At 50.4% G+C, this 17,902-nt stretch carries 17 protein-coding genes; 9 read left to right on the forward strand and 8 right to left on the reverse strand.

The genetic code is table 11. The annotated features are described in order from the left end of the window. The first annotated feature begins 51 nt into the window (after nucleotides 1-51). The 3 genes from LMED105_RS00365 to LMED105_RS00375 are packed head-to-tail and all read left to right on the forward strand — an operon-like array spanning nucleotide 52 to nucleotide 1,369. The gene (locus LMED105_RS00365) at nucleotides 52-489 is read left to right on the forward strand and encodes a MarR family winged helix-turn-helix transcriptional regulator (RefSeq protein ID WP_040511997.1); all 438 of its coding nucleotides are present in this window, start codon (nucleotides 52-54) and stop codon (nucleotides 487-489) included. Then, nucleotides 486-902 (forward strand): PaaI family thioesterase, encoded by a 417-nt coding sequence (locus tag LMED105_RS00370; RefSeq protein ID WP_008247008.1) that lies wholly within the window; start codon nucleotides 486-488, stop codon nucleotides 900-902. Before LMED105_RS00365 ends, LMED105_RS00370 begins: the two co-directional genes overlap by 4 nt. Beyond that, nucleotides 902-1,369: a PaaI family thioesterase gene (locus LMED105_RS00375; RefSeq protein ID WP_008247010.1), complete on the forward strand. Its 468-nt coding sequence runs from the start codon at nucleotides 902-904 to the stop codon at nucleotides 1,367-1,369. Before LMED105_RS00370 ends, LMED105_RS00375 begins: the two co-directional genes overlap by 1 nt. A gap of 10 nt (nucleotides 1,370-1,379) precedes the next feature. Here the strand turns inward: LMED105_RS00375 and LMED105_RS00380 are convergent, their stop codons facing one another. The 4 genes from LMED105_RS00380 to dnaA form a co-directional block, all read right to left on the reverse strand. After that, nucleotides 1,380-2,882, reverse strand: coding sequence for an MFS transporter (locus LMED105_RS00380; RefSeq protein WP_040511999.1), 1,503 nt, complete (start codon nucleotides 2,880-2,882; stop codon nucleotides 1,380-1,382). A 94-nt stretch (nucleotides 2,883-2,976) separates the two neighbouring features. Then, nucleotides 2,977-5,502 carry a DNA topoisomerase (ATP-hydrolyzing) subunit B gene (gene gyrB / locus LMED105_RS00385; RefSeq protein WP_008247015.1) on the reverse strand — a complete coding sequence of 842 codons (2,526 nt, stop codon included), beginning with the start codon at nucleotides 5,500-5,502 and terminating at the stop codon, nucleotides 2,977-2,979. Nucleotides 5,503-5,534: 32 nt separating this feature from the next. Beyond that, nucleotides 5,535-6,641, reverse strand: coding sequence for a DNA polymerase III subunit beta (gene dnaN / locus LMED105_RS00390; RefSeq protein WP_008247016.1), 1,107 nt, complete (start codon nucleotides 6,639-6,641; stop codon nucleotides 5,535-5,537). 228 nt (nucleotides 6,642-6,869) lie between these two features. Then, nucleotides 6,870-8,258 (reverse strand): chromosomal replication initiator protein DnaA, encoded by a 1,389-nt coding sequence (gene dnaA, locus LMED105_RS00395; RefSeq protein ID WP_040512124.1) that lies wholly within the window; start codon nucleotides 8,256-8,258, stop codon nucleotides 6,870-6,872. 283 nt (nucleotides 8,259-8,541) lie between these two features. Here dnaA and rpmH point away from each other — a divergent pair, with 283 nt between their 5' ends. From rpmH to mnmE, 5 genes are all read left to right on the forward strand, one after another. Further along, nucleotides 8,542-8,676: a 50S ribosomal protein L34 gene (gene rpmH / locus LMED105_RS00400; protein WP_008247028.1), complete on the forward strand. Its 135-nt coding sequence runs from the start codon at nucleotides 8,542-8,544 to the stop codon at nucleotides 8,674-8,676. Nucleotides 8,677-8,781: 105 nt separating this feature from the next. Further along, nucleotides 8,782-9,069 carry a ribonuclease P protein component gene (locus LMED105_RS00405; RefSeq protein WP_232222681.1) on the forward strand — a complete coding sequence of 96 codons (288 nt, stop codon included), beginning with the start codon at nucleotides 8,782-8,784 and terminating at the stop codon, nucleotides 9,067-9,069. A 20-nt stretch (nucleotides 9,070-9,089) separates the two neighbouring features. Continuing rightward, nucleotides 9,090-9,281, forward strand: coding sequence for a membrane protein insertion efficiency factor YidD (gene yidD / locus LMED105_RS16585; protein WP_349677627.1), 192 nt, complete (start codon nucleotides 9,090-9,092; stop codon nucleotides 9,279-9,281). 28 nt (nucleotides 9,282-9,309) lie between these two features. Then, nucleotides 9,310-11,013, forward strand: coding sequence for a membrane protein insertase YidC (gene yidC / locus LMED105_RS00410; RefSeq protein WP_040512002.1), 1,704 nt, complete (start codon nucleotides 9,310-9,312; stop codon nucleotides 11,011-11,013). After that, nucleotides 10,985-12,364 carry a tRNA uridine-5-carboxymethylaminomethyl(34) synthesis GTPase MnmE gene (gene mnmE, locus LMED105_RS00415; RefSeq protein WP_008247035.1) on the forward strand — a complete coding sequence of 460 codons (1,380 nt, stop codon included), beginning with the start codon at nucleotides 10,985-10,987 and terminating at the stop codon, nucleotides 12,362-12,364. The genes yidC and mnmE overlap by 29 nt, the downstream gene beginning before the upstream one ends. A 3-nt stretch (nucleotides 12,365-12,367) precedes the next feature. Here the strand turns inward: mnmE and LMED105_RS00420 are convergent, their stop codons facing one another. After that, nucleotides 12,368-12,769: a hypothetical protein gene (locus LMED105_RS00420; RefSeq protein ID WP_008247036.1), complete on the reverse strand. Its 402-nt coding sequence runs from the start codon at nucleotides 12,767-12,769 to the stop codon at nucleotides 12,368-12,370. Between the two features lie 224 nt (nucleotides 12,770-12,993). Between LMED105_RS00420 and LMED105_RS00425 the strand changes: the two genes are divergently transcribed. Beyond that, nucleotides 12,994-13,650: a response regulator transcription factor gene (locus LMED105_RS00425; protein ID WP_008247037.1), complete on the forward strand. Its 657-nt coding sequence runs from the start codon at nucleotides 12,994-12,996 to the stop codon at nucleotides 13,648-13,650. A 6-nt stretch (nucleotides 13,651-13,656) separates the two neighbouring features. Here the strand turns inward: LMED105_RS00425 and LMED105_RS15950 are convergent, their stop codons facing one another. The 3 genes from LMED105_RS15950 to LMED105_RS00440 form a co-directional block, all read right to left on the reverse strand. Further along, nucleotides 13,657-14,256, reverse strand: coding sequence for a hypothetical protein (locus LMED105_RS15950; protein WP_008247038.1), 600 nt, complete (start codon nucleotides 14,254-14,256; stop codon nucleotides 13,657-13,659). A gap of 19 nt (nucleotides 14,257-14,275) precedes the next feature. Then, nucleotides 14,276-14,728, reverse strand: coding sequence for a hypothetical protein (locus LMED105_RS00435; RefSeq protein WP_232222682.1), 453 nt, complete (start codon nucleotides 14,726-14,728; stop codon nucleotides 14,276-14,278). Nucleotides 14,729-14,869: 141 nt separating this feature from the next. Further along, entirely contained in the window at nucleotides 14,870-17,866 is a 2,997-nt protein-coding gene (locus LMED105_RS00440) for an ATP-binding protein (protein WP_008247048.1), read from the reverse strand. Nucleotides 17,867-17,902 lie beyond the last annotated feature (36 nt).

The raw sequence follows: 17,902 nt of genomic DNA on the forward strand, positions 1-17,902 counted from the left end.
CTCCTCTCTTTCATTCCCATATATTACGCATACGTAATAGTTGGAATCCACATGGATCGTCGTCTTTTCTTCATGCTCAACCGGGCACGCGCAGTGCTTTATCGCCACGCGGACAGTGGTGTTGAACAGGCCATTGGGGTGCCCGCCGCGCAAGTTAGTTTGCTGTTTGCACTGGATAAATTTCCACAAGCTTCCATGCAAGAACTTGGTGAAGTACTTGGCTTAAATAGCTCTGCCATGACAGGTCTGGTACAGCGCATGAAAGTTGCCAAGCTGATTGAACGGGTGGTTTCACACGAAGACGCCCGCGTGGCTCATCTGCGAATGACCAACAAAGGCAGGGACAAGATGATTGCAGCCAAACCCCTGTTGGCCAAGCTGAACAAACAATTGGTCGAAGGTTTTAGCGTAGACGAAATCAACACCGTGCTTAAATTTTTGAACACTGTACACACACGTTTCTCGCAACCCAAAGGAGACACTGAATGAACGCCATGCGCCTGGCCCAAACACTGGCCAGCAATCCTTTTTTCCAGTTTGCAAAACTGGGCACTGTGAACAAAAACTCCGAGGAACATCTTCGACTGGGTTTCGATTCTTTCTTGAAAAATCACATTGGTACATTGCATGCTGGTGCCTTGTTCACAGTGGCACAAGCCGATGCACACTCAAACCTGGTGCATGCCCTTGAGCAACACAACCCCGGTTGGAAAGTTGCTACCTACACCAGCCAGATTTTTTATGAACGACCCGCCAAAGGACCTGTGTGGGTCAACACTACTGCACCCACCCTGGATTGGGAAAAAAGAGTTGCGCACACGGTCAGCACTTTGAACAGTGAGACAGATGAACCAGTGGCCGAACTTCATATTGAGTTCAGGCTGACCCAAGGAGAACTGTAATGCTGGACGCACTACTCACCTTGATCATGCGGCCTTTGGTCAAAATGCAAATGGGTGGAAAAGTACCTTTTGCCAAAGCCTGCGGCGTGCTTTTAAACAGCATGGGCAACGGCGTTGCTCATTGTGAAATGCCGCAAAAACCCGAGTTGCTCGACAGCACAGGCCATGTTGCCGACGGCGCACTATTCACCCTGGCAGAGACATGCTCCGGCGCAGCCATGGCTGGTGGTTTTGCCTCTGTCATTCTGAGTGTTCGACCTGTCGCCGCCCAAGTGGAATTTGAAGTGCTTCGGCCAGCATCTGGTCTTGTGCATGCCCAAGCCAAAGTTGCTCAAGCCATTTCACCGTTGAAGCAAACACTTCGAACAGCCGGAAAAATCAATTTTCCGGTTGAGGTCGAGGTCAGTGATGCAAGCGGGCAAACCGTAGCCCAAATGCGTGTTATCTGGAATTTGAAGAAAAATTAAACCAGCCGTATTAACCGTGTGCGTTCAGATGTTTGAGGCTTTTGTAGGCTAAAACGCTTGCCAGCAACATCAGCAAGGCGCCCGCTATCGAAGTCAGCTGCATGCCTTCCATGAAGGCATGCCTGGAAGCCTGCAACAGTCCAGTTTGCTCCACCAGTGGCAATTGCGCGGCCGATGCTACAGCACCACCCAGTGTGTCTTGCGCAGCGCGCTGCACCTCACTTGGCCAGGTCGGGTTCAGCAAAGTGTCCATTCGGGCGCGATAAATGGCCACACCAATACTGCCAAAAACCGCAATGCCCACGGCGCCCCCAAATTCAGCACCTGTTTCAGCCAAGGCAGAAGCAGCGCCAGCCTTTTCGGGTGGTGCACTGTTGATGATCAATTCAGTGCCCAAGGTAAACATCGGCGACAAGCCCAAAGCCAGCACCACAGTGGCAATGACCAGCAAAATCATGTCCGCTTGTACCGTCAACAACGCCAGGCCTGCAAAACCAATGCCCGTACCCACCAAACCACACACCACCAAACGGGCTTGGCCCAATTGTTTCGCCAACCAGGGCGTTATGTTGGTGCCCACCACAAAGGCCAGTGCCCAAGGTACTGTCCAGGCACCCGCCACCAATGGTGTTAAACCCAAAACCAATTGCAGGTATTGAGCGATGTATACATACACACCAAACATGGTCAGGCAACTTAACAGGTAAGTACCCAACACAGCCTTGAAACCAGGTGCTTTGAACAGGTTTAAATCAATTAACGGATCTTTCAAGCCGGCTTGCCTGCGCACAAACCACACACCCAGCCCTAGGCCCATGGATAAACACATAGCACCCGTCATATTGACACCCATTTCCGCAGTGTGTTTCAAGGCATAAATAACCAAAAGCACTGCACTCAGCGAGAGTGCCGCGCTGGGAATATCCATTCGGCCGGCTGATTCATCCTTGTATTCAGGCAATAGACGTGGCGCAAGCACCAGAAGCAGAATCATCACGGGTACATTGATCAGAAAAACCGAACCCCACCAGAAGTACTCGAGCAGTACACCGCCAACCAATGGCCCCATGACCGCACCGATTGAGAAACTGCTGATCCAGATGCCAATCGCCTTCATACGCTCGGCGGGATCATCAAACATGTTTCGAATCAAAGAAAGTGTGGAAGGGGCAATCGTTGCGCCCGCCAAACCGTGTAAAGCGCGCGTCACGATCAACATTTCTGCGCTGTTTGAAAAGGCCGCCAACACTGAGGCCACACCAAAAGCAGCTGCACCAATCATCAACAGCCGCCTGCGACCAATTCGGTCACCCAGTGTGCCCATGGTGATCAAAGCACCAGCCACCATGAATCCGTAAATATCTACAATCCACAGCAGTTGTGCGCTGCTGGGCTGAAGATCTGCACTGATGGCGGGAATTGCCAGGTTCAATACCGTCAAGTCCATGGAATACAACACACAGGCCAATGCGATCACTGACAGGCCCATCCACCTCGCTTTGCTGGATTCCATCAAACTTGCGTCCCGAATAAAAAAACCCCACAACGGAATGTGTGGGGTTTGAGCTTAATCGAAGATTGTGATTATCTGATCAAGGGCGTTGTGCTTACACGTCAATATTGCCCGCTTTCAAGGCGTTGCTTTCAATGAACGCACGCCTGGGTTCAACTTCATCGCCCATCAGGGTCGTGAAAATTTGATCTGCCGCAATGGCGTCTTCAATTTGAACACGCAGCAAACGGCGCACGGTGGGGTCCATGGTGGTCTCCCACAACTGCTGTGGGTTCATTTCACCCAGACCTTTGTATCGCTGTTTGGTAATCGCTTTTTCAGCCTGTTCACGCAACCAGTGCATCGCTTCACGGAAGCTTTGCACCGCTTGTACTTTTTGTTTCTCGCCTTCGCCACGCTGAATTTCAGCGCCTTCCATGATCAGGCCTTTGAAAGTTTTCGCAGCGTGGGCCAGCAATGGATAGTCAGCACCGTGAACAAAATCTGGGTCGATTGTGGTCACACGCACATTGCCATGGTGGCGGCGGTGAATCAACACACGGTGCTTGTCGCTTTGTTCGTCAAACTGCGAGAACACTGTCATGATGGTTGGGTCAAGCACTGCTTGCAAACGGGCTGCACTGGCCTTGGACGCTTCTTCAGAATCAAGATCCAGCTCAACGCCCTCCACAATGGCGTTCAATACATCGGGATCAATCATTCGGCTTAAACGACGCACCACGGCTTCAACAGTCACAAACTGGCGAGCAAGTTCCTCCAGAGCTTCGCCCTTGATCGGCTCTTTGCCTTCACCAGGAATCAACCCGGCTTTTTCCAAAGCAATGCCCAGCATGTACTGTGCTTCTTCCTGGTCGTCTTTCAGGTAACGCTCGTCTTTGCCGTGTTTGACTTTGTACAGTGGTGGCTGTGCAATGTACACATGCCCATGTTCAACCAGTTCCGGCATTTGACGGTACAACAGGGTCAACAACAATGTTCGAATGTGTGCACCGTCCACGTCCGCGTCGGTCATGATGATGATGCGGTGGTAACGCAGTTTGGCGAGGTTGAAATCGTCCTTGCCAATGCTGGTACCCAAGGCTGTAATCAGCGTAGTAATTTGCTCCGAAGTCAGCAGCTTGTCGAATCGTGCTTTCTCTACGTTCAGTACCTTCCCGCGCAACGGCAAAATTGCCTGAAACTTGCGATCGCGGCCTTGCTTGGCCGAGCCACCCGCAGAATCACCCTCGACGATGTAAATTTCACATTTGGCAGGGTCACGCTCCTGGCAGTCAGCCAACTTGCCAGGCAAACCAACGCCGTCCAGTACGCCTTTGCGGCGTGTCATATCGCGCGCTTTGCGCGCAGCTTCACGGGCACGTGCCGCTTCAACAATCTTCAAACAAATCAGTTTGGCATCGTTGGGCCGTTCTTCCAAAAACTCACCGAGCACCTTGGCCACAATGTCTTCCACAGGTGCACGCACCTCGCTGGACACCAGTTTGTCTTTGGTTTGGCTTGAAAACTTGGGTTCAGGTACCTTCACCGACAACACGCAACACAGGCCTTCTCGCATGTCGTCGCCTGTCACTTCAACCTTTTGCTTCTTGGCAATTTCATTGACTTCAATGTATTTACCAATCACGCGCGTCATGGCCGCACGCAAGCCGGTCAGGTGGGTACCACCATCGCGTTGCGGAATATTGTTGGTAAAACAAAGGACCGATTCATTGAAACCATCATTCCATTGCATCGACACTTCAACACCAATGCTTGTGCCTGGAATGCCACCGTAAGTTTCAGCCGGACGTTCGCCCGCTGCATAAAACGTATTCGGGTGCAGAATTTTTTTGTTCGCGTTGATGAATTCAACAAAACCCATCACACCACCGCTACCCGCGAAATCGTCTTCCTTGCCGGTTCGCTCGTCTTTCAGGCGAATGCGCACACCATTGTTCAGAAAGCTGAGTTCACGCAGGCGCTTGGCCAAAATTTCATAGTGAAAATCATTGTTCTGCTGAAAAATCTGCGTGTCTGGCAAAAAGTGAACTTCAGTGCCTCGTTTGTCAGTGGTGCCCACAATTTTCATGGGCGACACATCGACACCGTCGACTTGCTCAATGATCCTGTTTTGAACAAAACCACGTGCAAATTCAAGCTGGTGAACTTTGCCTTCGCGGCGAACAATCAAACGCAACCAGCTTGACAAGGCATTCACACAACTTACACCCACACCGTGCAAACCACCGGAAACCTTATAACTGTTCTGGTTGAATTTACCGCCAGCGTGCAATTCGGTCAGCGCAATTTCAGACGCAGAGCGTTTGGGCTCATGCTTGTCATCCATTTTTACGCCGGTCGGAATGCCCCGCCCGTTGTCGGTCACACTGATTGAATTGTCTGCATGTATGGTGACCACGATGTCATCACAGTGACCAGCCAAGGCCTCATCAATCGAGTTGTCAACAACTTCAAACACCAGGTGGTGCAAGCCAGTACCATCGGAAGTATCACCGATGTACATGCCCGGCCGCTTTCGAACCGCTTCCAGGCCTTCGAGAATTTGAATTGAGCCTTCGCCGTAATCTGCGTTGTTGCCTTGCACTGGCAAGTCACCGCCGTTCTGTGTTTCTGAAGTCATAAGGGTGTTGTTGTTTTCGTTTTATTGTCGTTTTAAATACGCATGGGCATAACGACATACTTGAAATCGTCTTTGCCTGGGGTGGTCACCAATGCACTGCTGTTTCCGTCTTGCAACGTAAACTGCACGGTTTCCGACTTGAGGTTGTTCAACACATCCAACAAGTAGTTTACGTTAAAACCAACATCAATCTCCGGACCTTGGTACTCGACTTCCATTTCATCCCGCGCTTCTTCCTGGTCCGAGTTGTTGGCCACAATGGTTAAGCCATTGGCACCCAGTACCCAGCGAATGCCACGAAATTTGTCACTGGTCAATATTGAAGCGCGTTGCAATGAATGCAACAAGGCATCACGAGCAATCACCACATGGTGCTGGTGCGTTTTTGGAATAACCCGTTGGTAGTCGGGAAACTTGCCCTCAACCAGCTTGGTAATCAGAGTGATGTCCGAAAAAGTGAATTTCGCTTGGTTGCTCGCCAAATCAATGGTGACAGTGTCATCGGTATCATTCAGCAAACGCGACAACTCAAGCACTGTTTTACGCGGAATGATCACTTCATGCTTGGCAGTGCCACCTTGACCGGGTGCATCTGCATAGGCCAGGCGGTGTCCATCGGTGGCCACAGCACGTACACAGGCACTTTCAATCACCAACAAAACACCGTTCAGGTAATAACGCAGGTCTTGTTGAGCCATGGAGAAGTGAACCATGCCCAACAGGTTCTTCAACATTTTCTGCGGCAAACTAATTTGTGTGACCCATTCCTTGGGTTCCTGCACCAGCGGGAAATCTTCTGCAGGCAGGGTTTGCAGTGCAAAGCGGCTTTTTTTGGCTTGCACCGACATCTTCTTGCCGTCCAGTTTCACCATCACATCTGAATCTTCAGGCAGCGATCTCAAAATATCCAGGAATTTTCTAGCAGCCACAGTGGTTGCGGTGTCTTCACCACCTGCACCCACTTCAGCACTGGTTTCAATCTGCATTTCAATGTCTGAAGACAGCAGTGTCAGCAGGCCGCCCTGTTTCTTCAACAGAATGTTGGCCAACACCGGCAAGGTGTTTCGACGTTCGACGATGTTGCTGACGATTTGCAGTTTTCGAACCAATGCATCGCGTGAGCTATGAATTAATTCCATTTAATATTTCCTTATAGGATTAGTTAATAGAGTTGATTCAATTCTGTGGACAACTCTATTTTTCCCTTTGAATTGAGCTTCTTAGGTTCTTTCAAAATTGGTGTAGAACTTCTGGGACTCGATCTGCATACTGTGGATAACTTTTTTCGAATTTCCTGGGTTCTTTTTTTTCTGTGGATAACTCGTGTTGTTGTGCACGGTTGTTACACAGTTATCCACAATTCTAAATCAACCCTTCAAGGTTTGGTCCAGCACATGCAGCGCATGGTTCAACTCTGAGGATTGATTTCGCAATTCCGATATCTTGTTTACTGCATGCAGCACGGTGGTGTGGTCTCTTCCGCCAAACAACTCACCAATTTCTACATAACTTTTCTCGGTCAACTCTTTGGCCAAGTACATGGCCACTTGGCGCGGCAGCACAATTTGCGCCTGCCTGCGCTTGGAAAACATGTCTGCAACCTTGATTTTGTAGTAATCAGCCACTGTTTTCTGGATGCTTTCCACGGACACCTGCCCATGGTGCACTGAAATCATGTCGCGCAAGGCTTCACGCACCAGGTCCATGGTCACGGGCTTGTTGTGAAAACTGGCAAATGCCATGATTCGTCGCAGGGCGCCTTCCAGCTCGCGGATATTGCTGCGCATGTGCTTGGCCACAAAAAAGGCCACGTCTTCCGAAAACATTATTTTTTGCTGTTCAGCTTTTTTCAGCAGAATAGCCACTCGCATCTCGAGTTCGGGCGGTTCAATGGCCACGGTCAAACCACTGTTGAAACGGGAAATCAGCCGGTCGTCCATGCCCTGAATGTCTTTTGGGTAGGTGTCGCTGGTGATGATAATTTGCTTCTTGGCTGCAATTAATTGTTCAAAAGCATAGAAAAATTCTTCTTGCGTTCGGCTTTTGCCCCCGAAAAACTGAATATCGTCGATCAAAAGCAGATCAAGCGAGTAATAAGAGCGCTTGAATTCTTCAAATGCCTTCTTTTGATAGGCCTTCACCACATCGCTGACGTATTGTTCTGCGTGAATGTACCGAATCTGGGTATTGGGGTTTTGTTCCAAGAGGCGGTTGCCGATGGAGTGAATCAAGTGGGTTTTGCCCAGGCCCACTCCGCCATACAAGAAAAGCGGGTTGTAACTAACGCCGGGGTTGGACGCCACTTGTTCAGCGGCAGCCCTGGCCAGTTGGTTGGCACGGCCCGAGACAAAATTGGAAAAACAAAGGTCGCGATTCAAACGGCTGCGTTCGTAAACGGTGGCAGCAATTTCGTCGCGCTTGACGGCAGCAACCTTGGGCGCTCCTTGCGTTACTGCTTCACTGTTGTTTTTGGCTGCGGCCGGGGGAGGGGCCACCAAAGGGCTGGCCTGTTTGGCAGCCACTTGCCATTGAATGGCCATGTCGCAACCAAAAAACTCGGTGGCCAATTCATTAAAACGGCCGCCATAGTTATTCAGTACCCAGTCCAGCTTAAAGCGGTTAGGAGCAGCCATGCTCAGGCTAGCGGTGTCTTCATCAAATTCAACCACAGTCAGTGGTTCGATCCACAGCTTGATCTGTTGGGCTGGAATTTCCTTCCGAAGCGCTTCAACACAGTGGTTCCAGAATTGATCAATCACGTTATGAACAGCCTTATTATTCGGATGAACTGCTTTGCAGGAATTAAAACTCAGCGCTCCATTGTATCCAAACCCCCACGGATTGAGTGAGTGATTGGCCGCCTTCAAGCGAACTTGCAGATTTTTCTAGGTTTTTCCCGAATTTGCCTCTATAATTTCGGGTTCCCTTGGTGTGAGCTTCGATCCTTATTGTTTTCGTCTAATATGCCAACTCAAGGGCCAAACCAGTTTTAAACTATTTTTCGCCAAATTTTAAGCCCATGTGGGCCAGAGGCTTGCCATGAAACGCACTTATCAACCTTCTAAAGTTCGCCGTCAAAGAACACACGGCTTTTTGGTACGTTCACGCACCCGTGGTGGTCGTGCCGTGCTGCGCGCACGTCGCTCCAAAGGTCGTGCACGTTTGTCCGTTTAAACCTGGCGCTTTGAACATTCTGAATTGCACAGGGTGGGTTCCGGGTCGCATGCGACAAAAATCACTCGATCTGAAACATTTGGTGGTCTGTTAAAAACCAGGCCAGTGGCCAAAACAGATCGATTGATGCTTCACGCGTTGTTCGAAGACAGCCCACCGCAGTTCGGAATACTGATTCCCAAGCGCTTGGCCAAACGTGCCGTGGATCGAAACACGCTTAAACGCTTAATCCGCCATGCCTGCCAAGATGCACTGGGTAACTACCAAGGCAAATTTCTGGTTCGCTTAAGCAAGCCAGTGTGTGCAGTAGGTCATTCAGATCGAGCGGCGTGGTGGACAGAACTCCAACAACTTTTCAACGATCTCTCACGGCGCGTGCCATCACAGCACTGATCCGTGGTTATCAGCTCGCTGTGAGCCCCCTTTTCCCGCCTTCTTGCCGTTTTTACCCCAGTTGCTCGGAATATGCCCTTGAAGCAGTTAAAATTCATGGCGCATGGAAAGGCGCGGCTTTGTCTTTTGGCCGCATTTGTCGATGCAACCCCTGGAATGCCGGCGGTCTGGACCCTGTTCCTGAAGCGCACCGCACCAGTCACGACTCTTAGTCATTAAGCTTAGTAATTAAGGATTTAAATGGAAACGCGCAGGCTAGTCCTCTTGATGATATTCAGCTTGTCTCTCATCATGCTTTGGGACAACTATCAGGCTTCTATCGGTAAACCCACCTTGTTTGGGTTGAGCACAGGCGCTCAAACCAGCGACAAAAGCGATGCTGCCAAGGCTGGTAATTTGCCAGCTGGCGGTTCCAGTGCAGCCAATGACCTGCCTCAGGCAGTGGCTCCCACTGCTGGTGACGTTCCTGCCGATCCAAATGCAATTGCCCCCAGCATTGCTGAAGCGGCACCTGCTGCACAAACCATCACTGTTAAAACCGATGTACTTGAATTGCAGTTTTCAAGCCAGGGTGCGCAGCTGATTACTTCAAAATTACTGAATCACCCGGCTGCCGAGAATCCAGACTTGCCAGTACAACTTTTTGAACAAACAAGCAATCGAACCTATGTGGGTCAAGCTGGTTTGGTGGGTGTACCCGATGCGCCCAATCACCGTACCTTGTTTGAGTTGGTGTCTGGTTCTACTGAATTTGCACCAGGTCAGGATCAATTGAAGCTGGTGTTCAAAGCTACAAGCGGTGGTATTGAAAACACAACCACCTACACCATTTTCAAGAATCGCTATGACATCGATCTGGTAATCAACGCACGCAACACAGGTGTTGAGCCCGTGTCACCCAGTGCCTATGTGCAGATTACCCGCGACGGTAACCCGCTTGAAAGCGATTCTTCACTGTACGCAACCTTCACTGGTCCGGCTGTTTATACACCCGAGAAGAAATACCAGAAAATCGATTTTGAAGACATCGCTGATCGCAGTGCGGACTATGTAAAAACTGCCGATTCTGGCTGGCTCGCCATGATTCAGCATTACTTCGTGTCGGCAATTGTCGGTCAGGATGGTCCCCGTGAGAATTACACGCGCCAGGTAGACTCCAACTTGTATTCCATCGGCCTGGTCAGCAGCCTGGGCACTTTGGCGCCCGAGCAAACTGCGACTTACACAGCCAAGTTGTACACGGGTCCGCAAGATCAAAGCGTGTTGGAAGCCTTGTCACCTGGCTTGGATTTGGTGGTGGATTACGGTTGGCTTACCGTGATTGCTCAGCCCATTTACTGGTTGCTCGAAAAAATTCACAGTTACATTGGTAATTGGGGTTGGGCCATTGTGGTGCTGACCATTTTGATCAAGCTGGTGTTTTTCCCCTTATCGGCAGCCAGTTATAAATCAATGGCAAAAATGCGCAAAGTAGGCCCGCGCATGCAGAAGCTGAAAGAGCAATATGGCGACGATAAAATGGGCTTTCAGCGCGCCATGATGGAAATGTACAAGCGCGAAAAAATCAACCCCTTGGGTGGTTGTATGCCGATTCTGATTCAGATCCCGGTGTTCATCGCTTTGTACTGGGTGTTGCTGGCCAGTGTGGAAATGCGCAATGCTCCCTGGTTGGGTTGGGTGACCGACTTAGCTGCGCCGGACCCCTTCTACATCTTGCCGGTGATCATGGCAGTAACCATGTTTATCCAGACCAGGTTGAATCCAACGCCGCCCGATCCCGTTCAAGCCAAGATTATGATGATCATGCCTTTGGTATTCTCAGTCATGTTTATTTTCTTCCCAGCTGGCCTGGTGTTGTACTGGGTGGTCAACAACATTTTGTCCATTGCCCAACAATGGGTAATTACGCGTCAAATTGAGTCTGCACCAGCCACAGCACGGTGACCCCATCGTTGCCATTGCCACCGCGCCCGGCAAGGGCGGGGTGGGGGTGGTGCGGTTTTCTTTTCCTTCCTCCTCCAGTTTCCAGGCCTTTTGTGCGGCTTTTTGCGGCAAGTTGCCCAAGCCCCGAATGGCAACGCTTTTAACGCTTCGAGATGTTGATCAACATGCCATCGATGAAGGCATTGCCTTGTTGTTCAATGCGCCGGCGTCATTCACGGGCGAGCATGTTCTGGAGTTTCAAGGCCACGGGGGTCAAGCGGTGTTACAAGGCGTTGTGGCGCATGCCTTGGCCGTTGCCCGGCAGCTCAACATTCCGCTGCGGCATGCCATGGCAGGTGAATTCACACAGCGTGCGTTTTTAAACGACAAACTGGATTTGGCTCAGGCTGAAGCGGTGGCTGATTTGATTGATGCCGGTTCCATGGCCACTGCCAAAGCCGCTGCGGCTTCGCTGAGCGGCGTGTTTTCAAGGCAGGTCAATGAGCTGGCCGACCGAATTGTGCATTTGCGTTTGTTGCTTGAGGCCACGCTCGATTTTCCCGAAGAGGAAATCGAGTTTTTGGAGAAGGCCGATGCGAAGGGGCAGCTTGCCGGAATTTTGAATGCGCATGGTCAGCTGCTGAATGCCGCGCAGGAAGGCGTGAAATTTCGCGATGGCTTGCAAATTGTGTTGGTGGGCGAGCCCAATGTGGGCAAATCGAGTTTGCTGAACGCCTTGGCTGGCGAAGAAATTGCGATTGTGTCGGCCATTGCGGGCACCACGCGGGATCGAATTAAACAAGAACTGAATATTCGAGGCATACCGTTGGTGCTGGTTGATACCGCAGGTTTGCGTGAAACCGTGGATGAGGTAGAACGAATCGGCATTGAGCGAACGCGAAAGTCAGTTCAGGAAGCCGATTTGTTGCTGATCCTGAAAGATGCAACACAGGGCCCCCACGATGCCTTGCATCAGCACCTTGAATTGCCAGTGCATTTGCCGACCCTTACGGTTTTAAACAAGGTTGATTTGCTGCCCGAGGCGCCACAATTGCTGCAAGATGTTTTGCCGGTGTCTGCAAAGAATGGGCAGGGGCTAGAGCAGCTGAAGGACGCAATACTGGCCAAAGTGGGCATTGCTCACACGCCCGATCATGGTTTCATGGCGCGGCAGCGTCATGTAGATGCATTGTTGGTCTGTGGTCAGCATTTGGTTGCTGCGCATGAGTTTGCGCAACAGGACGATCGGATTCTGGACTTGTTTGCCGAGGAGTTGCGCTTGGCGCATGATGCTTTGGGCGAAATCACCGGGCGTATGTTGCCCGATGATTTACTGGGCTTGATTTTTAGCCGGTTTTGTATCGGCAAGTAAGTGTTAGTCGCACAACACCAATTGTGAATCGGCGAAAGCCATTTGATCGATCAATTCAGATTCCTGTTCAAACACGGCACTTAAAAACACCAACTGTTCGCACAGTGATTCAATGGAATCATGGTGGCTTTCCGGATCGAGGTGCACGACCTGTTGGGTGCGTTCGACTTCGTCAAGGTATTGGGCCAGCAGGGTTTGCAGGGTTGGTTTATTCAGTGTCCAGGTTTTAAGCTGAACCACCAATGCAAAGCATGCTTGCGCCGAGCTGGTTTTGCGCAATTGTTGAGCAAAATGTTTCAGGCCATGGGCAACGTTGTCCAGTTCCATGGTGACTCTGGCTTCGGACTGGCGAAAATAAAGTGGCTCACAATCGTGTTGGTGATGTTGGACCAGTGCAATTGTCATGATGGCTTGCTCCGCAAAGGATTCGGTATAAGTCCATCTTACTGACTTGAATTTTCCTGCCCATTCCGTGAAATGAGGATGCTTGTTTCTGATGCCCCCCCGAAATGCGGAACCCTTTGTAAAAAAAGGCAAAATGCGGACTTAATTGTTGCTCTGAATTCATGTACTCTTTGGGTGGAAGAAGAGACCCAAAGGTCCTGTGTGCCTGACTTAGCCTGCGAACAATGAAAAATCAAAAAATATTGGTGCTCGAAGATCACCCGCTGATTTCGATGGTAATCGAGGACGTCTGCAAAGACATGGCCCCCCACGCCCAAATCCATGTGGCGACAAGCCTGGTTCAAGCCCGAGAACATCTGTTTGAAAAACCTGATCTGATTATTTTCGACTTGACCTTGGTAGACTCCAAGGGCCAAGAAACCATTGACTGGCTTGATTCCATGTTTCCCAAAGTGTGCGGCTTGATTTATACCGGCTTTGTAAGCGAGGCCATTGAAGCACGTGCCGCGCAGTCAGGTTACTCGGTGGTGGAAAAGACCTGTAGCCAGTCGGCCTTGGCTCATGAAATCGAGTCTGTACTTTTTAAGTCCGGTATTTTGAATGGCAGCTCTGCAGACAGTGTGCCGGCCAATGAACATCAATCCAATATTGTGGCGTATCCCGGCGCTAAACCTTTGACCTGGCGCCAAGTCGAAATCATGCGAATGACAGCCGAAGGTTTGTCGGCAAAAATGGTGGCTCAGCGCATTGGTCTCAGTCCTGAAACTGTGCGTGGCCACATTCGGGAAATTTTCAAACGCTTGGAAGTATCGAACAAGGCCCAAGCGGTGAATGTGTTTCTGAAGGCCGAGCGCAGCGTGAAAATGAAGCTGAACGATTAATTTGCTTTAGTGGTTGGGGTGGGGCACTCGCTTAAGGTCCACGCCCACTGTCAATGTGCCTATCATGTAATCTCCGTCATACACCGGTACGCTCACCTGGGCAATCATGGCTTTGGTGCTGTCGTCCCAGCGGGCTCGGGAAATGTGTGAGTCGGGTTTTCTCGAGGGCAAGTTGGTGTCGAAAATGGCTGTGAATTTTTCTTCGTCGCCTTGCCAGTAATCGGTGGTCACAATGTTCATGGCAACCGTTTCACCCTGGTTGCCAGTCAAAATAGCTTCCTTGAAATAACTTTGCATTTTCATTTCTGTGGCCAACACAGCGGAAGCTTTCGAATTCTTGATTTGATCGGCTTCAGGAAGTCGGCCTTTTAGTTTGATCCACTTCTCGTCCAGTTCCAGGACTTGTTCTTTGGAAAGCTGGCGTGCGTTGGACGCTTTGACAGCCTCGATTATTTCGGGTTTGGCAGCGATCGATTTGATCTCTTTGATTAAGGTGCCTGCGCAAAAGGCATAGGCGTTGGCGCTTGCGAGAAACAAGGCCACGAATAAAAGGCCCAGGCGCGCAAAAGGCCCTTTGCATTCAAACTTTAGGCTGGGCTTTTCCATGATTTGTTTTCTGGACCGTTTATTCGGCCAGTACCTTGATGAATTTTAATTTAGACCTTGCTGCACTGCCTTGCAACTCTTTTCGGGTGAGGTAGCCCAGAGCGTTTGGATTGTTGGCCAGAAGGTCGACCATGTGCTGGCTGTCGCGCGCCACGGTGGGTGCTTTGCTGATACCAATGCATTCCAGAAGTCGCTGAACGGTGCGAAATTCTTCAGTGGTGAAACCCAGGGTGCCTGAAATAAACCGACTGCGTTCGCCAAATGCGTCATCCCGATCAATCACCAACACGGCGGTATCGCCCACCGCCTGGCTTTGGCCTGTGTACAGATCGCGCAGTTTTGTTTTCGAAATTTCATTGAAGTGAATGCTGCTGGAGCCCACCAATACCACTTCGGCTTGAACCACGCCGGGGGCTCCGACCATCGTCAACAACGCGAGGCTGGTAATCATTGAATGCAAAAAATGTTTCACGTCAAACCCTTGAAAATACTTTGACTACTTTGGGTAAGTTCTTGACACTACAAATACTAGGAACTTTTTATTTTGTTAAATCTTGTGAACTCAGTGTAAAACATGCCGTGTACGAAAACAATTAGTTGCGCACGGCTTCGCTCAATGTTTTCCGAAACGATTAATCAACACCAGAATTTTCTCGGCCTCATCCACGATGGTGGGCCACACATCCTTGATTTCAGTCATCACCGTGGTTTGTGCTGTCGGGTCTTCCAGTGATTTGTCCATTCTTGAGAACTGTTGTTTCACACTCTCTGTGCCCAACATGCCCAGTACACCGGCCAAAGAATGAATTTCTCGCTTGAAGGTCTGGATGTCATTGGCTTTTGCGCAATCCTCCAGGCGTTCAATCAGGTTTTCACTGGTTTGTAAAAACTTGCCCAAGTACTTGGCCATTCGTTCGGGTTCGAAGCTGTCGACCTTGAAAATCGCAGAGTGGCGCGGGCTTGTTGCAGGTTCTGTGGCCGTGGCGGCGTGCTCTGACAAAGGCAAGCGAGGCGCTTCAAGTCGGGTTTCAAACCCGGTCAACACACCTTCCTTGTTGCGCAGGCAGCGCTTGATGGCATCGAACAGGTTTTTCTCGTGAAATGGTTTGGTGAGCACATCATTAATGCCATGTTCTTCGCAGCGCACACGGGTTTGTTCAAAGGCATGCGCTGTCAAGGCCATGATCGGTGTGACGCAATGCACCGCATTTTCGCGAACCCAGGTGGCCAACTGGTAGCCATCTACGAACGGCATCTCCAGATCCGAGATCATCAGGTCAAAAGGCTCCGGTGTGTTCTTCAGTATTTGAATTGCTTCGCGACCGTCTTTGGCACAGCGAATCTGGTAATTTTTCGGGCTCAGAAAATCAAGCAGTAATTCCATGTTCAAAGGGTGATCTTCCACGATCAACAGTTTGGCTGAACGCGCCTGCGTTGCATCACTTACCGGTGTTTCGCTGGATTGGACCGCCTTGTTCGGAGCGGTCGTTTTCGTGATTGAGGCAGGTGTGGACTGCTGTACTTGACGCTCGGCCAGTTTCATCAGGTGAACCGGCAATATGGGTGTGGTCAACACGCGGTTGTTGGGATCTGCCCCATGAATGCGTTGCAGTTCGGTAGCGTTGCGGTTGGATAGCCAAACCAGATTGTTGTTTTGGTTCAGATGATTTGCTTTGAGCAAAGACAACAGTTCGGGCGACGTCGCGGCAATGTCACTGTCGATGAACACAATGTCTTTGGCTTCAAACGGACGTTGGTCTGTGACAAGTTCTTCTGCCGACAACGCGGCCAGAGGTACATAGAACTGGTCAAGAATGCTGGAGATTGAACGATGCAGCTTTTGGTCCAGCGAGCAAATATAGGCGCGTTTAATGTCCGGGCCATGCAGCAAATTCGGATTGCGCGCGGGCGCTTCCGCTTCCTGGGTTTTCAGGTTCAGGGTGAAGTAAAACACCGATCCGCGCCCGGGTGTGGAGTGGGCATGGATATCACCTTCCATCAGATGCACTAGCTCCTTGGCAATACTGAGGCCCAGGCCGCTGCCTCCAAACATGCGCGTGGTGCTTGAGTCAGCCTGGGTGAACTTGTCGAACACCCGTTGCAGCTGGTCTTTGCTCATGCCAATGCCAGTGTCACTGACACTGAATTGCAAGGTCACTTGATCATCGAGTTGCTTGAGCACCTTGACGGTGAGGTTGATATGCCCTTCGCTGGTGAACTTGATTGCATTGCCGATCAGGTTTTTTAGAATTTGTCCCACGCGCAAAGAGTCGCCGACCAGCCGGTTCAGGGTGGACTGCAAACCTTTGCCTTGCAGGGTGTACAGCAGGCGAATGTTTTTATCCAGCGCAGAATTACCCAAGGTGCCAAATACTTCTTCCAGCACATCATCAAGGCGGAAGGGACGCTGTTCAAGCTTGAACATGTCCGATTCAATTTTCGACAAGTCCAGAATGCTGTTGAGCAAGTGAAGCAAGTTGTCGCCCGACAATTGGATTTTCGTCAGGTAGTCTTTTTGCTTCTCGTTCAAATCAGTCTTCAGTGTCAGCGCAGTCATGCCGAGAATGGCATTCATGGGCGTGCGAATTTCGTGGCTCATATTGGCCAGGAATGAGCTCTTGATTCTTGATTCATTCTTGGCCCGTTCTTTTTCGACGTTGGCCAGGCTGACTTCTTCAAGCGCTTGTTTTACGCGTTCGCTTTTTTCCAAATCCCGCTGGAATGAGCGAATCATTCGGTTGAATGCGCGAATCAGCAAGTTGATTTCGTGCGAACCAGTGCGGTTATTGACACGTACGGTGTAATCGCCCTTCATGATTTCTTCACTGGCGTTGTACAGCGAATTGATCGGATCGATTACTTTTTTCTTGATGGATACCAAGCCTACGAACAAGCCCAGGAGGAACAGCAAGGTGAACACCACGTCCAGATAAACGCTGTAAGTCAGTTCTTTGCGGGAGGCATCAATTAAACCCAGGTAGCGGCTTTTCTCACGTGCAATGAAGGAGGACAGTTCCGCGGACAAGGCGTTGGTCAGCTCAATGTGTTCGCGATCAAACAACACACCGAATGTTTCTTTGACTTCGGGTGGTGACAGGTATTGGCCTTCCTGTTTGTCAACGAAACGGGTAATGCCACTGGCAAAGGCGCTCAGTTCATTTTTCTCAAGTTGATGTCGCAGGTCGAGTATTCGCTCAATGGCAGGCTCGTTCTCCGCGATAAATCGCAGTGAATAAAGCCTCTCACTGAGGTTTTGCCCAATGCCCCACGACACGGCAGAATCTTTATTCTGTCCAGTGATGACATCGACCCAGTAGTCTGCTTCCACTTCGGTGGTGTAAATGCGGCTGCCGTTGTGCAGACCCACAATGTCAAGGTAATGGTTGATGTACTCGGGGTTGCGACTGGCTGCGTACAGCAACACCAGTTTTCGCATGGCTTCGAACTCGGCAAGTGTGCGAGTCAAAATGGCTTCGTCGGAAGCCCAGGCCTGATAATAATCTTCCTGAACTGTTTGCTGGTGAATCGAAATACTCTTCACACCGATGCCGAATACCGAGAACACCAGAATGAGTAAACCAAATATTCGAATCAGCAGGGTCAGTTTCATGGGCCAGCCTTGTTATTGGAATTGTTCGGCCCTGGC

Origin of the sequence: Limnobacter sp. MED105 (assembly GCF_000170915.1) — a bacterium.
GTDB lineage: Bacteria > Pseudomonadota > Gammaproteobacteria > Burkholderiales > Burkholderiaceae_B > Limnobacter.

Excerpts from the sequence above, each read along its gene's own strand:
- LMED105_RS00365 (WP_040511997.1), top strand. The coding sequence starts at position 52 with ATGGATCGTCGTCTTTTCTTCATGCTCAACCGGGCACGCGCAGTGCTT.
- LMED105_RS00370 (WP_008247008.1), top strand. The coding sequence starts at position 486 with ATGAACGCCATGCGCCTGGCCCAAACACTGGCCAGCAATCCTTTTTTC.
- LMED105_RS00375 (WP_008247010.1), top strand. The coding sequence starts at position 902 with ATGCTGGACGCACTACTCACCTTGATCATGCGGCCTTTGGTCAAAATG.
- LMED105_RS00380 (WP_040511999.1), bottom strand. The coding sequence starts at position 2,882 with ATGGAATCCAGCAAAGCGAGGTGGATGGGCCTGTCAGTGATCGCATTG.
- gyrB (WP_008247015.1), bottom strand. The coding sequence starts at position 5,502 with ATGACTTCAGAAACACAGAACGGCGGTGACTTGCCAGTGCAAGGCAAC.
- dnaN (WP_008247016.1), bottom strand. The coding sequence starts at position 6,641 with ATGGAATTAATTCATAGCTCACGCGATGCATTGGTTCGAAAACTGCAA.
- rpmH (WP_008247028.1), top strand. The coding sequence starts at position 8,542 with ATGAAACGCACTTATCAACCTTCTAAAGTTCGCCGTCAAAGAACACAC.
- yidC (WP_040512002.1), top strand. The coding sequence starts at position 9,310 with ATGGAAACGCGCAGGCTAGTCCTCTTGATGATATTCAGCTTGTCTCTC.
- LMED105_RS00420 (WP_008247036.1), bottom strand. The coding sequence starts at position 12,769 with ATGACAATTGCACTGGTCCAACATCACCAACACGATTGTGAGCCACTT.
- LMED105_RS00425 (WP_008247037.1), top strand. The coding sequence starts at position 12,994 with ATGAAAAATCAAAAAATATTGGTGCTCGAAGATCACCCGCTGATTTCG.
- LMED105_RS15950 (WP_008247038.1), bottom strand. The coding sequence starts at position 14,256 with ATGGAAAAGCCCAGCCTAAAGTTTGAATGCAAAGGGCCTTTTGCGCGC.
- LMED105_RS00440 (WP_008247048.1), bottom strand. The coding sequence starts at position 17,866 with ATGAAACTGACCCTGCTGATTCGAATATTTGGTTTACTCATTCTGGTG.